Origin of the sequence: Frigoribacterium sp. 2-23 (genome assembly GCF_049601585.1) — a bacterium.
Lineage (GTDB): Bacteria > Actinomycetota > Actinomycetes > Actinomycetales > Microbacteriaceae > Frigoribacterium.
Genome location: NZ_CP187126.1, coordinates 1,035,633 through 1,053,258 on the forward strand (window position 1 = coordinate 1,035,633; position 17,626 = coordinate 1,053,258).

General features: G+C 69.1%; 15 protein-coding genes and 2 tRNA genes. 12 read left to right on the forward strand and 5 right to left on the reverse strand.

Features of this window, described 5'->3' with window-relative positions; translation table 11 throughout:
- Positions 1-29 precede the first annotated feature (29 nt).
- A complete protein-coding gene (gene pepN / locus ACPEEZ_RS04950; protein ID WP_423923401.1) occupies positions 30-2,570 on the reverse strand; it encodes an aminopeptidase N in 2,541 nt (846 codons plus the stop codon).
- Between the two features lie 147 nt (positions 2,571-2,717).
- Here pepN and ACPEEZ_RS04955 point away from each other — a divergent pair, with 147 nt between their 5' ends.
- The 5 genes from ACPEEZ_RS04955 (at position 2,718) to ACPEEZ_RS04975 (ending at position 7,075) form a co-directional block, all read left to right on the forward strand.
- Positions 2,718-3,344: a DsbA family protein gene (locus ACPEEZ_RS04955; protein ID WP_423923403.1), complete on the forward strand. Its 627-nt coding sequence runs from the start codon at positions 2,718-2,720 to the stop codon at positions 3,342-3,344.
- 60 nt (positions 3,345-3,404) lie between these two features.
- Positions 3,405-3,890, forward strand: coding sequence for a ribose-5-phosphate isomerase (locus ACPEEZ_RS04960; protein WP_423923405.1), 486 nt, complete (start codon positions 3,405-3,407; stop codon positions 3,888-3,890).
- Between the two features lie 68 nt (positions 3,891-3,958).
- Positions 3,959-4,933 (forward strand): Fpg/Nei family DNA glycosylase, encoded by a 975-nt coding sequence (locus ACPEEZ_RS04965; RefSeq protein ID WP_423923407.1) that lies wholly within the window; start codon positions 3,959-3,961, stop codon positions 4,931-4,933.
- Between the two features lie 40 nt (positions 4,934-4,973).
- Positions 4,974-5,591: an FMN-binding negative transcriptional regulator gene (locus tag ACPEEZ_RS04970; RefSeq protein WP_423923409.1), complete on the forward strand. Its 618-nt coding sequence runs from the start codon at positions 4,974-4,976 to the stop codon at positions 5,589-5,591.
- The gene (locus ACPEEZ_RS04975) at positions 5,588-7,075 is read left to right on the forward strand and encodes an amidohydrolase (protein WP_423923411.1); all 1,488 of its coding nucleotides are present in this window, start codon (positions 5,588-5,590) and stop codon (positions 7,073-7,075) included. Before ACPEEZ_RS04970 ends, ACPEEZ_RS04975 begins: the two co-directional genes overlap by 4 nt.
- A 70-nt stretch (positions 7,076-7,145) precedes the next feature.
- On the opposite strand, the gene ACPEEZ_RS04980 is transcribed toward ACPEEZ_RS04975, so the two are convergent.
- The gene (locus ACPEEZ_RS04980) at positions 7,146-7,631 is read right to left on the reverse strand and encodes a Dps family protein (RefSeq protein WP_423923413.1); all 486 of its coding nucleotides are present in this window, start codon (positions 7,629-7,631) and stop codon (positions 7,146-7,148) included.
- Between the two features lie 162 nt (positions 7,632-7,793).
- Here ACPEEZ_RS04980 and ACPEEZ_RS04985 point away from each other — a divergent pair, with 162 nt between their 5' ends.
- Together ACPEEZ_RS04985 and ACPEEZ_RS04990 are read left to right on the forward strand one after the other, a co-directional pair.
- Complete coding sequence (locus ACPEEZ_RS04985; protein ID WP_423923415.1) at positions 7,794-9,290, forward strand: histidine kinase; 1,497 nt, start codon at positions 7,794-7,796, stop codon at positions 9,288-9,290.
- The gene (locus ACPEEZ_RS04990) at positions 9,287-9,964 is read left to right on the forward strand and encodes a response regulator (protein ID WP_423923417.1); all 678 of its coding nucleotides are present in this window, start codon (positions 9,287-9,289) and stop codon (positions 9,962-9,964) included. Before ACPEEZ_RS04985 ends, ACPEEZ_RS04990 begins: the two co-directional genes overlap by 4 nt.
- 13 nt (positions 9,965-9,977) lie before the next feature.
- On the opposite strand, the gene ACPEEZ_RS04995 is transcribed toward ACPEEZ_RS04990, so the two are convergent.
- Positions 9,978-10,754 carry an SGNH/GDSL hydrolase family protein gene (locus ACPEEZ_RS04995; RefSeq protein WP_423923419.1) on the reverse strand — a complete coding sequence of 259 codons (777 nt, stop codon included), beginning with the start codon at positions 10,752-10,754 and terminating at the stop codon, positions 9,978-9,980.
- Positions 10,755-10,874: 120 nt separating this feature from the next.
- Positions 10,875-10,948: transfer RNA gene (locus ACPEEZ_RS05000), tRNA-Gly, on the reverse strand.
- A gap of 148 nt (positions 10,949-11,096) precedes the next feature.
- Between ACPEEZ_RS05000 and ACPEEZ_RS05005 the strand changes: the two genes are divergently transcribed.
- The 5 genes from ACPEEZ_RS05005 to clpX all read left to right on the forward strand — a co-directional run bounded on the left by ACPEEZ_RS05005 (position 11,097) and on the right by clpX (position 15,483).
- A tRNA-Pro gene (locus ACPEEZ_RS05005) sits at positions 11,097-11,169 on the forward strand.
- A gap of 63 nt (positions 11,170-11,232) precedes the next feature.
- Positions 11,233-12,555, forward strand: coding sequence for a trigger factor (gene tig / locus ACPEEZ_RS05010; protein WP_423923421.1), 1,323 nt, complete (start codon positions 11,233-11,235; stop codon positions 12,553-12,555).
- Between the two features lie 168 nt (positions 12,556-12,723).
- Positions 12,724-13,311: an ATP-dependent Clp protease proteolytic subunit gene (locus ACPEEZ_RS05015; protein WP_423923423.1), complete on the forward strand. Its 588-nt coding sequence runs from the start codon at positions 12,724-12,726 to the stop codon at positions 13,309-13,311.
- Positions 13,312-13,349: 38 nt separating this feature from the next.
- Complete coding sequence (locus tag ACPEEZ_RS05020; protein ID WP_423923425.1) at positions 13,350-14,012, forward strand: ATP-dependent Clp protease proteolytic subunit; 663 nt, start codon at positions 13,350-13,352, stop codon at positions 14,010-14,012.
- A 193-nt stretch (positions 14,013-14,205) separates the two neighbouring features.
- Entirely contained in the window at positions 14,206-15,483 is a 1,278-nt protein-coding gene (clpX, locus tag ACPEEZ_RS05025) for an ATP-dependent Clp protease ATP-binding subunit ClpX (RefSeq protein WP_423923427.1), read from the forward strand.
- A gap of 83 nt (positions 15,484-15,566) precedes the next feature.
- Here clpX and ACPEEZ_RS05030 read toward each other — a convergent pair whose 3' ends face one another.
- A complete protein-coding gene (locus tag ACPEEZ_RS05030; RefSeq protein ID WP_423923429.1) occupies positions 15,567-17,594 on the reverse strand; it encodes a M3 family metallopeptidase in 2,028 nt (675 codons plus the stop codon).
- Between the last annotated feature and the right edge of the window lie 32 nt (positions 17,595-17,626).

Consider the following 17,626-nt stretch of genomic DNA (forward strand, 5'->3'; position numbering starts at 1 on the left):
CCGCCGTCCGTGTGTGAGCCGGAGAGGGTCTACTCCGTGTCGGCAGCCTGAGCACGCAGGGCACGTTCGACGCCCGCGACGCTCTCGGTGACGATCCGGCGCAGGGCCGGGGTCTCCAGGTTGGCGGCGAGCCACGCGTTCGACGTGTCGACGAGCTGCTGCGACGCGATGCCGGCCGGGTAGAGACCCGAGACCAGCGTGTCGGCGATGTGGTAGCTGCGCGTCTTCCAGATCGTGTTCAACGAGTCGAAGTAGCGCGTCACGACCGGCTCGAGGATGCTCGGGTCGTTCGTGTGCTGGAACCCCATGGTCGTCGCGCGGACGATGGCGTTGGGCTTGTCCGTCTCGTCGACGATCGACGCGAAGGCGGCGAGCTTGCCGTCCGTCGTGGGGATCGTCGCGCGGGCGCGGGCTGCCGCCTGGGCGCCGTTGGCGGTGTTGTCGTCGGCCAGGGCGGCATCGATCTCCGGCGAGCCGGCCGCGCCCACGAGCACGAGCCCCTCGAGCAGCTCCCAGCGCAGGTCGGTGTCGATGGTGAGACCGTCGAGGGCGACCGAGCCGTCGAGAAGCCCTTGCAGCGCCTCCGTGTGGGCCGGGGTCGACGCGATGTTCGCGAAGAACTTCACGAACTGGAACTGCGCGTCGCTGCCGGCCTCGGCCGCCTGGGCGAGCGCCCAGAGGGCGTCGCCGACGGCCGTGACGGTGGAGGCGCGGCGTGCGGGAGCGACGTACGACCGGGCCGCCTGCGTCAGCTGCGTCAGCGTCGTGCGGATCGTCGTCGACTCCGTCTCGCTCGCGATGTTGTCGAGGACGAGACGCACGTAGTCGGACGCGGGCGTCTCGGCGTCGCGCGTGGCGTCCCAGACGGAACCCCAGACGAGCGCACGGGCCAGCGGGTCGGCGATCTTCGACAGGTGCGCGAGCGCGGTGGCGAGCGACACGTCGTCGAGACGGATCTTCGCGTAGGCGAGGTCGTCGTCGTTGAGGAGCACGAGATCGCCGCGCGTCAGGCCGACGAGCTCGGGCACGTCCGTGCGGGTGCCGTCGACGTCGATCTCGACGCGGTCCGTGCGAACCAGCGAGTCGCCCTGCAGCGAGTACAGACCGATGGCGAGGCGGTGCGGACGGATCGTCGGGTAGTCGGCCGGCGCCTCCTGAAGGACGGCGAACGACGTGATGACGCCGGCGTCGTCGGTCGTGATCTCGGGACGCAGTGTGTTCACGCCGGCCGTCTCGAGCCACTTCTCGGACCAGCTGGTCAGCTCGCGGCCGCTCGTGGCCTCGAGCTCGACGAGCAGGTCGCGCAGCTCGGTGTTGGAGTGGTGGTGCTTCTGGAAGTACGCGGCGACACCGGCGTAGAACGCGTCGATGCCGACCCAGGCGACCAACTGCTTCAGCACCGAGCCGCCCTTGGCGTACGTGATGCCGTCGAAGTTGACCTGGACGTCCTCGAGGTCGTTGATCGTGGCGACGACGGGGTGCGTCGACGGCAGCTGGTCCTGGCGGTACGCCCAGCTCTTCTCCATGGCCTGGAAGGTCGTCCAGGCCTCGGTCCATTCCGTCGCCTCGGCGGTCGCGATCGTCGACGCCCACTCGGCGAACGACTCGTTCAGCCAGAGGTCGTTCCACCACTTCATCGTCACGAGGTCGCCGAACCACATGTGGGCGAGCTCGTGCAGGATCGTGACGACCCGGCGCTCCTTGATGGCGTCGGTCACCTTGCTGCGGAAGACGTAGGTCTCGACGAAGGTCACGGCACCCGCGTTCTCCATGGCTCCCGCGTTGAACTCGGGGACGAAGAGCTGGTCGTACTTCTCGAAGGGGTAGGCGTACTGGAACTTCTCCTCGTAGTACGCGAAGCCCTCACGGGTCTTGTCGAAGATGTAGTCCGCGTCGAGGTACTCGGTCAGCGACCGACGCGTGAAGATGCCCAGCGGGATGGTGCGGCCGTCCGAGCTGGTCAGCTCGCTGCGGACCACGTCGTAGGGTCCGGCGATGATCGCGGTGATGTAGCTCGAGAGCACCGGGGTCGGGGCGAAGACCCACGTGCCGGTCTCGCCGTCGACGGTGGGCTCGGGGGTGGTCTGGTTGCTGACGACCTGCCAGCGGGCGGGAGCGGTCACCGTGAACTGGAAGGTGGCCTTGAGGTCGGGCTGCTCGAAGACCGCGAACACGCGGCGGCTGTCGGGCACCTCGAACTGCGAGTAGAGGTAGACCTCGCCGTCGACGGGGTCGACGAAGCGGTGCAGGCCCTCACCGGTGTTCGTGTACTCGGCGTCGGCTACGACGACGAGTTCGTTGGACGCGGCGAGCGAGTCGAGCTGGATGCGCACGCCGTCGTTGACGCGGTCGACGTCGAGCGCCGTGCCGTTCAGCGTGATCGAGTGCACCGTGCGGGTCAGGGCGTCGATGAACGTCGACGCGCCCTCGGTCGCCGTGAAGCGAACGGTCGTCGTGCTGCCGAAGACCTCCTCGCCCCGTGTGAGATCGAGCTCGATCTCGTAGGACTGCACGTCGAGGAGGCTCTTGCGTTCTTCGGCCTCGACTCGGGTGAGGTTCTCTCCTGGCACTGGTGGGCTCCGTCCGTCTGTGGGGTTCTGGAGGGGCTCGTGGCCCCTCGCAAAGCCTAGACCCGAGCCTGAGCGCCGCTCGGAAGGTCGCTGGGACCGGAGGCCCGGCAGGCTGGGTGTTGGACGGGCCGGGTGTTGGATGGGCTCATGACCGACACCGTGACCCCCGCACCGCACACCGCCGTCGACTTCTGGTTCGACCCGTCCTGCCCGTGGGCCTGGATGACCAGTCGCTGGGTCGACGAGGTGGCGAAGCACCGCGACCTCGACGTGACCTTCCACATCATGAGCCTGGCCGTGCTGAACGAGGACAACGACCTCACGGACGACGACAAGGTCCGTTTTGCGCGGACCCTGCGCTACACGCGGCTCGTGACCGCCGCGGGCGAGCTGCACGGCCAGACGATCGTCAAGCCGCTCTACGACGCCCTCGGCACCCGCATCCACCCCGGTGCCGAGAAGGACGCGGACGCCGTCATCGCCGGCGCACTGGCCGAGGTCGGCCTGCCCGCCGACTTCGCCCGCTACGCCGACAGCGACGAGTACGACACGCAGCTGCGCGCGAGCCACGCCGACGGCATCGATCGCGTTGGTCAGGACGTCGGCACGCCGGTCATCGCCGTGAACGGAACCGCCTTCTTCGGCCCCGTCATCTCGCCCGCGCCGAAGGGCGAGGAGGCGCTGCGTCTGTGGGACGGCGTCGTCGCGGTCGCGTCGTACCCGGGCTTCTTCGAGATCAAGCGCACGCGCACCACCGGGCCGATCTTCGACTGACACCGGCAGGAGGCCCGCACCCGCGCCTCCGGACGGTGAGCCGGTTCTAGGATTGACGCCATGCGCATCCACGTGGCGACCGATCACGCCGGTCTCGACTTCAGCAAGACCGTCATCCAGCATCTGACCGACGCCGGTCACGACGTCACCGACCACGGCCCCACCAGCTACGAGCCGCTCGACGACTACCCGTCGTTCTGCATCGCCGCGGCGCGTGCGGTCGTGCGCGACCAGCGCGCGGGGGAGCAGGCGCTCGGCGTCGTCTTCGGCGGTTCGGGCAACGGCGAGCAGATCGCGGCGAACAAGGTCGAGGGTGTCCGCGCCGCCCTCGTCTGGAACGACTCGACGGCCCTGCTGGCCCGTCAGCACAACGACGCCAACGTCATCGCGATCGGTGCGCGCCAGCACACCGAGGACGAGGCGCTGGCCTTCATCGACGCCTTCGTCGCCGAGCCGTTCTCCGAGGAGGAGCGCCACATCCGGCGCATAGCCCAGGTCGCCGAGTACGAGACCACGGGAGCGATCGCCGGTCACTCCGTCGACTGACGACGTAACGTCGGGAGCGGCCCGGTCCCGACCGGGCCGTTTCCGTCGCCGTATCGAGGAGCAGAACCGTGCCCGAGGGTCATTCCGTCCACCGCATCGCCAACCAGTTCGAGCAGAGCTTCGTCGGACATCGGGTGGCCGTCTCGTCGCCCCAGGGCCGATTCGCCGCCGGCGCCTCGAAGCTCGACGGGGCGACGATGGTCGATGCGAAGGCCGTCGGCAAGCAGATGTTCCTCGAGTTCGACAACGGCCTCTGGTTGCACGTGCACCTAGGGCTCTACGGCGCATGGGACTTCGCGGGTGAGATCGCGACGGGTCACTCGATGGCCGAGTCCCGGACGCGCCGCGCCGCCACGCGCCGGGCCGAGAACGCGCCCGACGACGACGGCGAGCACTCGATGGCGAGCATCGGCGCACCCCGCCGCAGCCGCGTGCGCATGGCCGAGCAGGAGAAGACCGAGGACGACATCGAGAGCTTCCCGCCCGAGCCGGTCGGTCAGGTCCGGGTGCGGCTGCTGACCGACACCGCCGTCGGCGACCTGCGCGGCCCCACGAAGTGCGAGGTGCTCGATGCGGCCGGCGTCGATCTCGCCATCTCGAAGCTCGGACCCGATCCGCTGGTCGACTCGCCCAAGAAGGGCAGCGACCGCTTCGTGACGACCGTCCGCAAGAAGAGGACGCCGATCGGACTGCTGCTGATGGACCAGAGCGTGGTCAGTGGCATCGGCAACATCTATCGCGCCGAGCTGCTCTTCCGGGCCCGGCTCAACCCGCACACCCCGGGCAACCAGGTGCCCGAGGACGTGCTGCGCGCCCTCTACAAAGACTGGACCAAGCTCTTGAAGAGCGGTGTCGAACTCGGCCAGATGATGACGATGGACGGTCTCGGCAAGGCCGCCTACGCGAAGGCCCTGAGGAGTCGGGCCGACCGGCACTGGGTCTACCACCGCGAGGGGCTACCCTGCCGCGTCTGCGGGACGCACATCGTCATGGATATGGCCGCCGGTCGCAAGCTCTACTGGTGCCCGAAAGACCAGGCCTGACGCCTCCGGCCCGGCCGGCGGCTGTGCCAGTCTTGTCGACATGCGTCACACCCCGCACTTCGTCTCGTCCGATGCCGACGAGGTCAGACGGCTGATCCGCGAGAACCCGTGGGCGACACTCGTCGCGACGACCGACGCCGGCATCGTCGCCTCGCACTATCCGGTGCTGCTCGACGAGACGGTCGGCGATGCGATCGTGCTGCTGACCCACGTGGGCCGGCCCGACGAGCGCTCGCTCGGTCTGGGTGAGGGCGAGATCATGGTCATCGTGCAGGGGCCGCACGGATACGTGTCGCCCGGCTGGTACCCGGAGGGGCAGATCGTGCCGACCTGGAACCACGTCACGGCTCACCTCTGGGGCGTGCCCGAACTGCTCGACGACGACGAGAACCTCCGGGTGCTCGGCGACCTCGTCGACCACTTCGAGCACGTCATGCCCGAGCCGCGCTCGCTGCAGCTCGACCTCGAGGGGTCGCGTCGGCTCGCGCGCGGGACGGTCGGAGTGCGCCTGCGCGTCACCCGTTTCGACGCCCGCCTCAAGCTCAGCCAGAACAAGAGCCCGGAAGTGGTGGATCGCATCGTCTCGGAACTCGAGTCGGGCGAGCACTACGCTCAACCGGCGCTCGCCCGTGAGATGCGGCGGGTGCACCCCCGGTGAGCGGGGCGCGCACCGTGCTGCTCACGACGGCACGCCTGGTCGGTCGCTCGTCGGAGCCCGTCGACGTGCTCGTCGAGGACGGCGCGGTCTCGGCGATCGGGGTGGGTCTCGCCGCGGCGGGCCACGACGTCGTCGACCTCGACGGACGGTGGCTCGGGCCGGGACTCTGGGACTCGCACGTGCACATGGACCAGTGGGCCCTCGTCCGCCGCCGCCTCGACCTGTCGAGCGCGACGTCGGCCGCCGGCGCGGCGTCGCTGGTCGGGCAGAGGCTGCGGGCCGAACCGCCGGCCGACGGACGCCCCCTCATCGGCTACGGGTTCCAGGATGCCCTCTGGCCCGACGCGCCCGCCCGTGCCCTGCTCGACTCGGTGAGCGGCGACGTGCCCGTCGTGCTCGTCAGCAACGACCTGCACGCGGTGTGGCTCAACAGCCGGGCCCTCTCCGACCACGGTCACGCCGAGCACCCGACCGGCCTGCTGTGCGAGCAACCGGCGTTCACGGTCAGCTCCGCGGTCAGCGCCGTCTCGGACGACCAGCTCGACGCGTGGGTCGGCGAGGCGGCCGCGGCCGCAGCCGCCCGCGGCGTGGTCGGCATCGTCGACCTCGAGATGACGCCGTCCCTCGATCGCTGGGCGCGCCGCGTCGCCGGTGGCATGACCGCCCTGCGCGTCGAGGCCGGCGTCTATCCCCAGGGGCTCGACGAGGTCGTCGCCCGCGGGCTCCGGACGGGCGACGTCATCGCCGGCACGGACGGCCTCGTCGCGATGGGCCCGTTCAAGATCATCACCGACGGGTCGCTCAACACCCGGACGGCCTTCTGCCACGAGCCGTACGCCGGTCTCGAGGGCTCCGCCGAAGCGCGGGGCATCATGACGGTCGACCGCGACGATTTGATCGGGTACCTGCGCCGCGCCTCCTCGGCGGGTCTCGTCCCGGCCGTGCACGCCATCGGCGACGCGGCGAACGCGCAGGCGCTGGACGCCTTCGAGGCCGTCGGCTGCGGTGGCTCGATCGAGCACGCGCAGCTGCTCGACACGACCGACTTCGCCCGCTTCGCCCGGCTCGGCGTCGTCGCGAGCGTGCAGCCGGAGCACGCCATGGACGACCGCGACATCGCCGATCGCCTCTGGACGGGTCGTACCGGGCGCGCCTTCGCGTTCGAGAGTCTCGTCGCGGCCGGGGCGACCCTGCGACTCGGCTCCGATGCGCCCGTGGCGCCGCTCGACCCGTGGGTGTCGATGGCGGCGGCCGTGTCGCGAGCGCGCGACGGGCGCGAACCGTGGCACCCCGAGCAGAGACTCGTCGCATCGGTGGCGCTCGCCGCCTCGGCGCGCGGGCGGGTGTCGGTCGAGGCGGAGGCGGTGGCCGACCTGGTCGTCACGGACCTCGACCCGCTGTCGGTCGCGGCCGACGAGCTGCGACGGATGCCCGTGGCGGCCACGATGCTCGGCGGCCGATGGACGCACATGACCCTCGGCTGACCCGATCGCGTCGTGCGCCACGACGAAGGCCCCGACCGTGGACGGTCGGGGCCTTCTTGATGCTGCGGGTCTACTGCGTGACGTGCGCGGCGAGGAACCAGCGGTCCTTCTCGAGGCCCCGCGCGATCTCGATCGCGACGTCCTGCGACGCGGCATCGAGCTCACCGAGCTCGTCGATGGCCGTGCGGACCGGGACGAGAGCCGCGTCGATCTGGGCGACGAGCGCTGCGATCGTCTCGTCGATCTGACGGAAACCGGGGGCGATGGTCGGCGTCGAGGTCTGCGCGGCGACGGTCTCGATGCGGCCGTCGACGGGCAGGCCGAGGGCGACGACACGCTCGGCGGCCAGATCGGCCCACTCGCGTGCGTGGTCCACGACGACGTCGATGAGTTCGTGCACGGCGATGAAGGCGAGTCCGCGCACGTGCCAGTGCGCCTGCTTGCCGTTCACCGAGAGCGCGGTGAGGTCGGTGACGATCGGGCTGAGGAACTGGGCGACGCCGGCGGCGACATCCGGGTCGACTGAGCTCTGGGTGACAGTGGTGACATCGGTCATGACGAGTCCTTCCTTGACGATTAGAGCCAACGCTAGACCCCTGTCAGAATTCCGCAAGGAAGCTGAGGCTCGGCTCACCAAGGGGTCAGGGGGGATAACCCCACCGGAGTTCCGGGCGCTGGCACGATGGGTCGACGGGCTGCCGGACGGCAGGCTCGAAGCATGATCCAGGAGAACACCATCACCGCACCCCGCATCGCCTCGGGCAGGCCCACCGGCGGCTACGGCCGCCGCTGGCGCGAGACCCCCCGAGAGCTCGGCTATCTGGCGCTCTCGGCCGTGCTCGTCTTCTTCGTGGGGCTGGCCAGTGCGTTCGTCCTCGCCGCCTGGGACAATTCCGGCAGCTCCCTGACGGCTCTCGTCTTCCTTGCCGTCGTGTTGTTCTGCTCCCTCTGGGTGGCCCGCTGGTTCGGGGTGTTCGAGGTGATGCGGCTCCGTTGGGCCATCGACCGGCCCATCCGTCCCGTCGACTGGACGCCCAATACCGAGTGGGGTCGTTCCGAGAACCGACTCCTCCGAGCCGTGTCCGTCGTCGCGAACCCTCACTACTGGCTGCACCTTCTCTACCTGGTCGTCGTCTTCCCGATCGTCGCCGGCTTCACCACCCTGGCCGTGGGCGCCCTGCTCGTCTCGCCGCTCGTGCTGATGCTGCTCGGCATCGTGACCTCGACCGGTGTCCTGCCGTACTACATCCTGGGCGACCTCTCTATCCGGCTCGACCTGCGCGCGCTCGGCGTCCTGGCGACGGTCGTCGGCGCGCTCGTCTTCACCGGCGTCGTGCTCGTCCTGCCGTATGTGCTGCACGGTTTCGTCGTCATGCACCAGGCGATCGCCGCTGCCCTTCTCGGTGGGTTCCGATCCGAGCAGCTCGAGGCCGAGCTCGCCGACCGGGAGATCTCGCGCACGGCGGCCCTGTCGGCCGAGGGCACGGCACTGCGGCGGCTCGAGCGCGACATCCACGACGGGCCCCAGCAGCGGCTCGTGCGACTCCAGATGGATCTCGGCGCGGCGTCGCGCGCCGTCAACGACGACCCGGAGAAGGCCAGGGGCCTCATCGACGAGGCGCTCGTCCAGTCGCGCGAAGCCCTCGAGGAGCTGCGCGCCCTCTCTCGCGGTTTCGCGCCTCCTCTGCTTCTCGACCGCGGCCTCGTGGCCGCGCTGGAGTCGCTCGTGGACCGCTCGAGCGTGCCGATGGTGCTGATCAACCGGCTGCCCGGCCACGTCTCGCTGCCCGCCGACATCGAACGCAACGCGTACTTCATCGCGAGCGAGCTCGTGACGAACATCGGGAAGCACAGCCAGGCAGCCGGGGCCGACCTCGTGCTCCGGACGCGGGTGGCCTCCGACGGGGTGGGAGCCCTCGTGGAGGTCGTCGTGACGGACGACGGCCGCGGTGGGGCCGGCCTGCGCGACGGTCACGGCCTGGCGGGGGTGCAGGAGCGGCTCGTCGGTCTCGGCGGGTTCCTCGACATCTCGAGCCCGGCCGGCGGGCCGACCATCGTCACGGTCAGCATCCCGATCGGCGTGCAGGCTCCGGTGACCGAGCAGGACCAGCCCACCGAGACGCAGCCGACGCTGCCGCTGACACCGCCGTCGCCGACGGCGGAGACGGTCGAGCTGCCGGACGTCGAACCCGGCACCCGTAGTCTGAAGGCGTGATCGAGCCCTCGAACGAGACCCCCTCCCGCACGCAGCTCCGGGTCGTCGTCGCCGACGACTCGGTGCTGCTGCGCGAGGGGCTCGTGCGTCTGCTCGACGAGATCGGCGTCGACGTGGTCGGTGCCTATGGAGACGCCGACACCCTGCTGGCCGACCTCGAGGCCGCCCGGCCCGACATCGCGTTGCTCGACGTGCGGATGCCTCCGACGCATCGTGACGAGGGAGTGCGAGCCGCCATCGAGGCCCGCCGCCGTCGGCCCGATCTCGCGATCCTGCTGCTGTCGCAGTACGTCGAGGTGGCCTACGCCCAAGAACTGCTCGCCGCGGGCTCCGGCGGGGTCGGCTATCTGCTGAAAGATCGGGTCACGTCGATCGACGAGCTCCGCGACGCCCTCGACCGGGTGGCGGACGGAGGCACGGTGCTCGACCCGCAGGTCGTCTCGCAGTTGCTGGGGCGGCGCAGCGACCCCCTCGCGACCCTGACGCCCCGCGAGCGGGAGGTGCTCGGGCTGATGGCCGAGGGGCGCACGAACGCGGCCATCGGGGCGGAGCTCGTCATCGGGACCGGCGCGGTGGAGAAGAACGTGACGTCCATCTTCCAGAAGCTGATGCTGGAAGACAGCGGGTCCGACCACCGACGTGTGCTGGCGGTCCTGACCTTCCTGCAGCGGTGAGGGTGCCGCCGGCTCAGCTCGTCGTGGAACCGTCGGCGACGACGGCCGAGGCCTGCTCGGTGCCGCGACGGTCGACCGTGTCGAGGATGGTGCGGCGCAGGTTCTCCCCGAGCTGACGGTAACCCGCCGTCGTGGGGTGGATGCCGTCCTGCGAGACGCCGGGGGCGTAGCGGTCGCCGTCGCGTGCGAAGCCCCACGGGTCGACGAAGGTCCAGCCGCGCTCGGCCACGAAGGCCTCGAGTTTCTTCTCGTAGCGCGCCGCGGCCGCGGGGTTGCGGTCGTAGGGAGGGATGCCGGCCACGATCACGTGCGCGGCCCCGATCGTCGAGACGACCTCGTCGTACGACGGAGCGGCCTTGTCGAAGGGGATGCCGAGGCGCACGTCGTTGGTGCCCGACATGAGCACGAGTGCATCGACGGCGCCGACGGGACGAGCGGCCGCCGCCTGCTCCTCGATGGTGCTGCCGCCCTTGGCATAACCCCCGACGTAGTCGATTCCCGAGCCCATGGCGTAGGTCATCCAGGTGTTCGGCGTGAGACCGGCGCTGAGCAGACGCCCGCCACCGGCCGTGAGCGAGTCGCCGACGATCGCGACGCGGACGCCGTCCGGGTCGTTCTCGGCGGCCTTCGCGGATGTCCCCGACTCGGCGGGGGACGTCGTGGGTTGCCCGGCGACCACACCCGCTCCGCCGGCCTGGGGAGCGGTGGTGGGCACGGTGGCGCACGCGGAGAGGACGGCGACGAGGGCCATCGAGGTGACCGCCACTCGGACGACGTTCGCGCGCTTCATGCACTCATTCTGCTGTCTCGGCGAACGTCTCTGAACCACACGTCCGGGGGTCACAGCCGGTGCAGTGCAAGCTCACGGCGACACGGAAGAAATCCCGCCAGACGGCGACGAGACGGAACATGGAGGGGATGACGGGAATCGAACCCGCGTGATCAGTTTGGAAGACTGAGGCTCTACCATTGAGCTACATCCCCAGAGCGGCCAGGCCGCACGTGTCGTTCCAGCATAGGGCATGTTCCGAGGTTGCTCAGTCACGGGGCCTCGTGGTCGGCTAGACTTCACGAGGCCTTTTCTCCTCGACCTCAACGGGGGCTTCCGAATCGGCCGAAGCCAGGTGATATCCGGGGCGTAGCGTAGTGGCTAGCGCGTCCGTTTTGGGGGCGGAAGATCGCAGGTTCGAGTCCTGTCGCCCCGACAATCGTCTAACTGCTGTCTCGGACGTGAGTTCAGCGCCACCAATCACAGGAGAGACCCCACATTGGTCAAGACCACGGTTGAACAGCTCAGCCCCACGCGCGTCAAGCTCAACATCGTCGTGAGCCCCGACGAGCTGAAGCCCGGAATCACGCACGCCTACGGCCACATCGCCGAGCAGGTCAACATCCCCGGGTTCCGCAAGGGCAAGGTTCCGCCGCCCATCATCGACCAGCGCGTCGGTCGCGAAGAGGTCTTGAACCACGCCGTCAGCGAGAGCCTCGACAGCTTCTACCGCGATGCCGTCACCGAGACGGAGATCCGCGTGCTCGGCCGTCCCGAGGCCGACGTCGTCGAGTGGCCCGATGTCAAGGACTTCTCCGGCGACCTCAAGATCGAGGTCCAGGTCGACGTGCGCCCCGAGTTCACGCTGCCCGATTACGAGGGTCTCGAGCTGACCGTCGACACCGTCGACATCACCGACGACGAGGTCGCCGAAGAGCTGCAGAACCTGCGCACCCGCTTCGGCACGCTCATCACGGTCGACCGCCCCGCCACCAGGGGTGACTTCGCCCAGATCGACCTCGTCGCCACGATCGGCGACGACGAGGTCGACACCGCCAAGGGCATCTCGTACGAGCTCGGCTCGGGCGAGCTGATCGAGGGCATCGACGAGGCGCTCGAGTCGCTCACCGCCGGTGAGAGCACGACGTTCGAGTCCAAGCTGCTCGGTGGCGACCGCGAGGGCGAGACCGCGCTCATCGCCGTCACCGTCACGGCGGTCAAGGAGCGCGAGCTCCCCGAGGCCGACGACGACTTCGCCCAGATCGCCAGCCAGTTCGACACCATCGACGAGCTCAAGGGCGACCTGAAAGAGCAGCTCGCCAAGTCGAAGACGTTCGGTCAGGGCGCTCAGGCCCGCGACCAGGTCGTCGAGAAGCTGCTCGAGTCGGTCGAGATCCCGATTCCCGAGAAGCTCGTCGAAGACGAGGTGCACCGTCACCTCGAGCAGGAGAACCGCCTCGAGGACGACGAGCACCGCGCCGAGGTCAAGGAGAGCAGCGAGAAGGCCTTCCGCAACCAGATCCTCCTCGACTCGATCGCCGAGAAGGAGGAGGTCAAGGTCGAGCAGGACGAGCTGACCCAGTACCTCATCCAGGGTGCCGCGCAGTACGGCATGGAGCCGGGCGAGTTCATCAAGGTCCTCGACCAGAACGGCCAGATCCCGGCCATGGTCGGCGAGGTCGCGCGCAGCAAGGCCCTGGCGGTCGTGCTGAGCAAGGCCAAGGTCGTCGACGGCAACGGTGACGCGGTCGATCTGTCGGCGTTCACCGCTACGGCCGGCGTCGGTGGCGACGACGACCACACGGGTCACGACCACGCATAGTCGAGAGACGTGAAACGAAGGGCCGAGCGCATCAGCGCTCGGCCCTTCGTCGTTCGGCCCTTCGTCGTCCCGCCCGGCGGCCGTTCTCTGCCGTGGGCGAACAGCCCGGAACCCGTGCGTTGGCTCCTATAGATTCGACATCAAGCGACAACCGAATGGGAGCTCCACATGGCCGACGTGACACTGCCCAACAGTGTTTTTGACCGACTGCTCAAAGACCGCATCATCTGGCTCGGCTCCGAAGTGCGGGACGAGAACGCCAACGAGATCGCAGCAAAACTCCTCCTCCTGGCCGCTGAAGACAGCGAGAAGGACATCTACCTCTACATCAACTCGCCGGGCGGGTCCATCACGGCCGGCATGGCGATCTACGACGCGATGGAGTTCGTGCCGAACGACATCGTCACCGTCGGCATCGGCATGGCCGCGTCCATGGGACAGCTGCTGCTGACCGCCGGCACGAAGGGCAAGCGCTACATCACGCCCAACGCCCGCGTGCTCCTGCACCAGCCCCACGGTGGCTTCGGCGGGACGTCCTCCGACATCCAGACGCAGGCGCAACTCATCCTCTCGATGAAGCGTCGCCTCGCCGAGATCACGGCGGCCCAGACCGGCAAGACGGTCGAGCAGATCAACGAGGACGGCGACCGCGACCGCTGGTTCACCGCCGAAGAGGCGCTCGAGTACGGCTTCGTCGATCACATCCGCGGTTCGGCCACCGACGTCATCGGCGGCGCCGGAACCGACCAGGACTAGACCCCACCCACGATCAAGCAACGACGAAGGATACTTTCATGGAACTGCCGATGATGGGTGGCGCGGGTCGAGTCGAGACCCCCTCCTCCCGCTACATCCTGCCGAGCTTCGAAGAGCGCACGGCCTACGGATACAAGCGTCAAGACCCCTACGCCAAGCTGTTCGAAGACCGCATCGTCTTCTTGGGCGTCCAGGTCGACGACGCGTCCGCGGACGACATCATGGCCCAGCTGCTCGTGCTCGAGAGCATGGACCCCGACCGCGACATCACGCTGTACATCAACTCTCCCGGTGGCTCGTTCACGGCCATGACGGCGATCTACGACACGATGCAGTACATCCGTCCCGAGATCCAGACGGTCTGCCTCGGTCAGGCCGCGTCGGCGGCCGCCGTGCTGCTCGCCGCCGGTCAGCCGGGCAAGCGTCTCGCCCTGCCCAACGCTCGTGTGCTGATCCACCAGCCCGCGACCGGTGGCAGCAGCGGCGGCCAGGCCTCCGACATCGAGATCCAGGCGGCCGAGGTGCTCCGTATGCGCACCTGGCTCGAGGAGACGCTCTCGAAGCACTCCAACAAGACGCCGGAGCAGGTGAACCGCGACATCGAGCGCGACAACATCCTCGGTGCCCAGGAGGCGATGGCCTACGGTCTCGTCGACCAGGTGCTGACGAGCCGCAAGAACGTGGCGGCGCTCACGCGCTGATCCCGCGTGACACCCACGACGGCCCCGGGCAATCGCCTGGGGCCGTCGTGTCGAACCAGGGAGAGAGACTCGATGTGCCGCTTGCGCGGGCGTCGGTCTCGGACTGTCGGAGGATCGGGTTAGGCTCGTCGGACGACGACCGACCCGGGCCCGCACGCCCGCCGACTGATCACTGCCCGTAGGGAGGCCGAGCATGGCTCGAATAGGTGAGAGCGCCGATCTGCTGAAGTGCTCGTTCTGTGGCAAGAGCCAGAAGCAGGTCCAACAGCTGATCGCCGGCCCTGGCGTGTACATCTGCGACGAGTGCGTCGAGTTGTGCAACGAGATCATCGAAGAGCGGCTCGCCGAAGCCGGCGAAGAGCCCGCGAGCGAGTTCGATCTGCCCAAGCCTCGCGAGATCTTCTCGTTCCTCGAAGAGTACGTGATCGGCCAGGACACGGCGAAGAAGGCCCTCTCCGTCGCCGTCTACAATCACTACAAGCGAATCCGTGCCGCGGCCACCCTGACGGCCGCCGAGTCGCTCGCCGACGAGGTCGAGATCTCGAAGTCGAACATCCTGCTCATCGGACCCACGGGCTGCGGCAAGACCTATCTCGCCCAGACGTTGGCCAAGCGACTCAACGTCCCCTTCGCGGTCGCCGACGCCACGGCGCTGACCGAGGCCGGCTACGTCGGCGAAGACGTCGAGAACATCCTGCTCAAGCTGATCCAGGCGGCCGACTACGACGTGAAGCGCGCCGAGACCGGCATCATCTACATCGACGAGATCGACAAGATCGCGCGTAAGGCGGAGAACCCGTCCATCACGCGAGACGTGTCGGGCGAGGGTGTCCAGCAGGCCCTGCTGAAGATCCTCGAGGGCACCGTCGCCTCCGTCCCGCCCCAGGGCGGACGAAAGCACCCGCATCAAGAGTTCATCCAGATCGACACGACGAACGTGTTGTTCATCGTCGCCGGCGCGTTCGCCGGCCTCGAGGACATCATCTCGAACCGTGCCGGCAAGCGCGGCATCGGCTTCGGCGCACCGCTGCACAGCAAAGAAGACGAGGCAGCCCTCTTCAGCGAGGTCCTCCCCGAAGACCTGCACAAGTTCGGGCTCATCCCCGAGTTCATCGGCCGTCTCCCGGTGGTCACCACGGTCACGCAGCTCGACCAGGTCGCCCTCATGCAGATCCTCACCGAGCCGAAGAACGCCCTCGTGCGTCAGTACCAACGCATGTTCCAGATCGACGGCGTCGAGCTCGAGTTCGAGCACTCGGCGCTCGAGGCGATCGCCGACCTGGCCGTCCTGCGCCAGACCGGTGCCCGTGGCCTCCGCGCCATCATGGAAGAGGTCCTGGGGCCGATCATGTTCGAGGTGCCCTCGAACGACGACGTGGCGCGGGTCGTCGTCACCCGCGCCTCCGTCCTCGAGAACGCCGCACCCACGATCGTGCCGCGCCTCGAACAGCGCACCGAGAAGTCTGCCTAGGCCTGGAGCCGACGGGCCGCTGGTCGGTCACGCCGAAGGGGCCGAGTCGTCACGACTCGGCCCCTTCGGCGTGACACGGACCGTCAGTTGAGTCCGCGCCGCTCCAGCAGCGGCTCGACCCGGGCGTCCCGGCCGCGGAAGTCGCGGTACGCCTCGAGCGGGTCGACGGAGCCGCCGACTCCCAGCACGCGCTGCCGGAACCGCTCGCCGTTCTCGCGAGTGAGTCCACCGTTCTCGACGAACCACTCGACGGTGTCGGCGTCGAGCACCTCGCTCCAGATATAGCCGTAGTAGCCGGCGTCGTACTCGCCCGCGAACACGTGCTGGAAGTACGTCGACGAGTACCGGGTCGGAACGGCGGGGACATCGACACCGGCGGCCCGAAGCGCCTCGGCCTCGAAGGCTTCCACCTGATCGGCCGGGACGACGTCGCCGTCCGCGAGGCGGTGCCACGCCTGGTCGAGCAGAGCGGCCGCCAGGTACTCGGTCGTCGCGAACCCCTCGTTGAAGCCCTGCGACTCGGTCAGCCCCGCCCGCAGTGCTGCCGGCATCGGCTCACCCGTCTCGACATGGCGGGCGTAGTTGTCCAGCACCTCGGGCCAGGCCATCCACATCTCGTTGACCTGGCTCGGGAACTCCACGAAGTCGCGTTCGACGTTCGTGCCCGAGAAGCGAGGGTAGGTCGTCCGTGCCACCAGGCCATGCAGGGCGTGACCGAACTCGTGGAACAGCGTCGCCGTCTCGTCCTGCGTCAGCAGGGTGGGCTCCCCACCGGCCGGCTTCGGTACGTTGAGGTTGTTGACGACGACGGGCAATGTGCCGAACAGGGCCGACTGCTCGACGACGGGGTTCATCCACGCGCCTCCCCGCTTGCTCTCGCGCGTGTAGAGGTCGAGCAGGTAGAGGCCGACCTCGGAGCCGTCCTCGTCGTGCACCTCGAAGACCCGGACGTCGTCGTGGTAGCCATGCAGGTCGGGCCGCTCGGAGAAGCGCAGCCCGTACAGCCGCGTCGCCGCATAGAACACGCCGTCCTGCAGGACGCGCTCCGCCTCGAAATACGGTCGCAGGGCGGCGGCATCGGCCGAGAACTCGTTCGCACGGAGCTTCTCGGTGGCGAAGGCCCAGTCGTGAGCTTCGACCGTGAGACCGAGGGCGGTGGACCGGGCCTCTCGCTCCGTCACGGCGTTGGCGGCGGCGGCAGGCGCGAGCTGCGAGAGCAGGCCGTCCACCGCCTCCGGGGTCTTCGCGGTCTGGGCCGCGGTCACGGCCGCCGCGTGGTTCGCGAAACCCAGCAACGCCGCGCGGCGGGCACGGAGTGCCGTGATGCGCGAGACGAGCGCCCGGTTGTCGTGCGCCCCGCCCCGTCGGCCGCGATCCAAGGAGGCTCGCATCACGCGCGAGCGCAGGTCGCGGTCGGTCAGTGACCCGAGATACGGGTGGCCCGTGTACAGCGGAAGGGTGACGAGCCAGCCGTCCACGCCCCGCGCCTCGGCGGCGGCGCGGCCGGCCGACCGGGCACCCGCGTCGAGGCCGTCGAGCTGCGCCTCGTCGGTGACGTGCACGGCCAGGTCGTTGGTGTCGGCGAGGAGGTTGCGCTCGAACTGCGTCGTGAGCGTCGAGAGCTCGTGGTTCAGCGCCATGAGCTGCGTCTTGCCGTCGTCATCGAGAGCGGCGCCGGCGAGCACGAAGGAGGTGCGGGTGCGGTCGACGAGGCGGCGGTCCTCGGCCGACAGCGTCGCGTCGGCGTCGAGCCCCCGCTGCACCGCGTCGACGCGTTCGAACAGGCGCGAGTCGAGCACGATCGCGTCCTGGTGCTCGGCCAACAGGGGAGCGACCCAGGCCTCGACGTCGTGGACGTCGTCCGTGGCGTCCGCCGCCGCGATCGTGAAGAACGCCAGGCTGACCCGGTCGAGCAGGGTGCCGGCGCGTTCGAGGGCGACGAGCGTGTTGTCGAACGTCGGCGCCTCCTCGTTGGTGGCGATGGCCTCGATCTCGGCGCGGTGTGCCGCCATCCCCGCCTCGAACGCCGGTCGGTAGTGCTCGATACCGATGTCACGGAACGGCGGGAGGCGGTAGGGGAGCGTGCTCGGGGCGTCGAACGGTGTCGTCATCGGCCCAGCCTACGAGCGCCGCTAGGGTCGGG

Coding starts and splice junctions, on each gene's coding strand:
- ACPEEZ_RS04955 (WP_423923403.1), top strand. CDS start 2,718: ATGACCGACACCGTGACCCCCGCACCGCACACCGCCGTCGACTTCTGG.
- ACPEEZ_RS04960 (WP_423923405.1), top strand. CDS start 3,405: ATGCGCATCCACGTGGCGACCGATCACGCCGGTCTCGACTTCAGCAAG.
- ACPEEZ_RS04970 (WP_423923409.1), top strand. CDS start 4,974: ATGCGTCACACCCCGCACTTCGTCTCGTCCGATGCCGACGAGGTCAGA.
- ACPEEZ_RS04980 (WP_423923413.1), bottom strand. CDS start 7,631: ATGACCGATGTCACCACTGTCACCCAGAGCTCAGTCGACCCGGATGTC.
- ACPEEZ_RS04985 (WP_423923415.1), top strand. CDS start 7,794: ATGATCCAGGAGAACACCATCACCGCACCCCGCATCGCCTCGGGCAGG.
- ACPEEZ_RS04995 (WP_423923419.1), bottom strand. CDS start 10,754: ATGAAGCGCGCGAACGTCGTCCGAGTGGCGGTCACCTCGATGGCCCTC.
- ACPEEZ_RS05015 (WP_423923423.1), top strand. CDS start 12,724: ATGGCCGACGTGACACTGCCCAACAGTGTTTTTGACCGACTGCTCAAA.
- ACPEEZ_RS05020 (WP_423923425.1), top strand. CDS start 13,350: ATGGAACTGCCGATGATGGGTGGCGCGGGTCGAGTCGAGACCCCCTCC.
- clpX (WP_423923427.1), top strand. CDS start 14,206: ATGGCTCGAATAGGTGAGAGCGCCGATCTGCTGAAGTGCTCGTTCTGT.
- ACPEEZ_RS05030 (WP_423923429.1), bottom strand. CDS start 17,594: ATGACGACACCGTTCGACGCCCCGAGCACGCTCCCCTACCGCCTCCCG.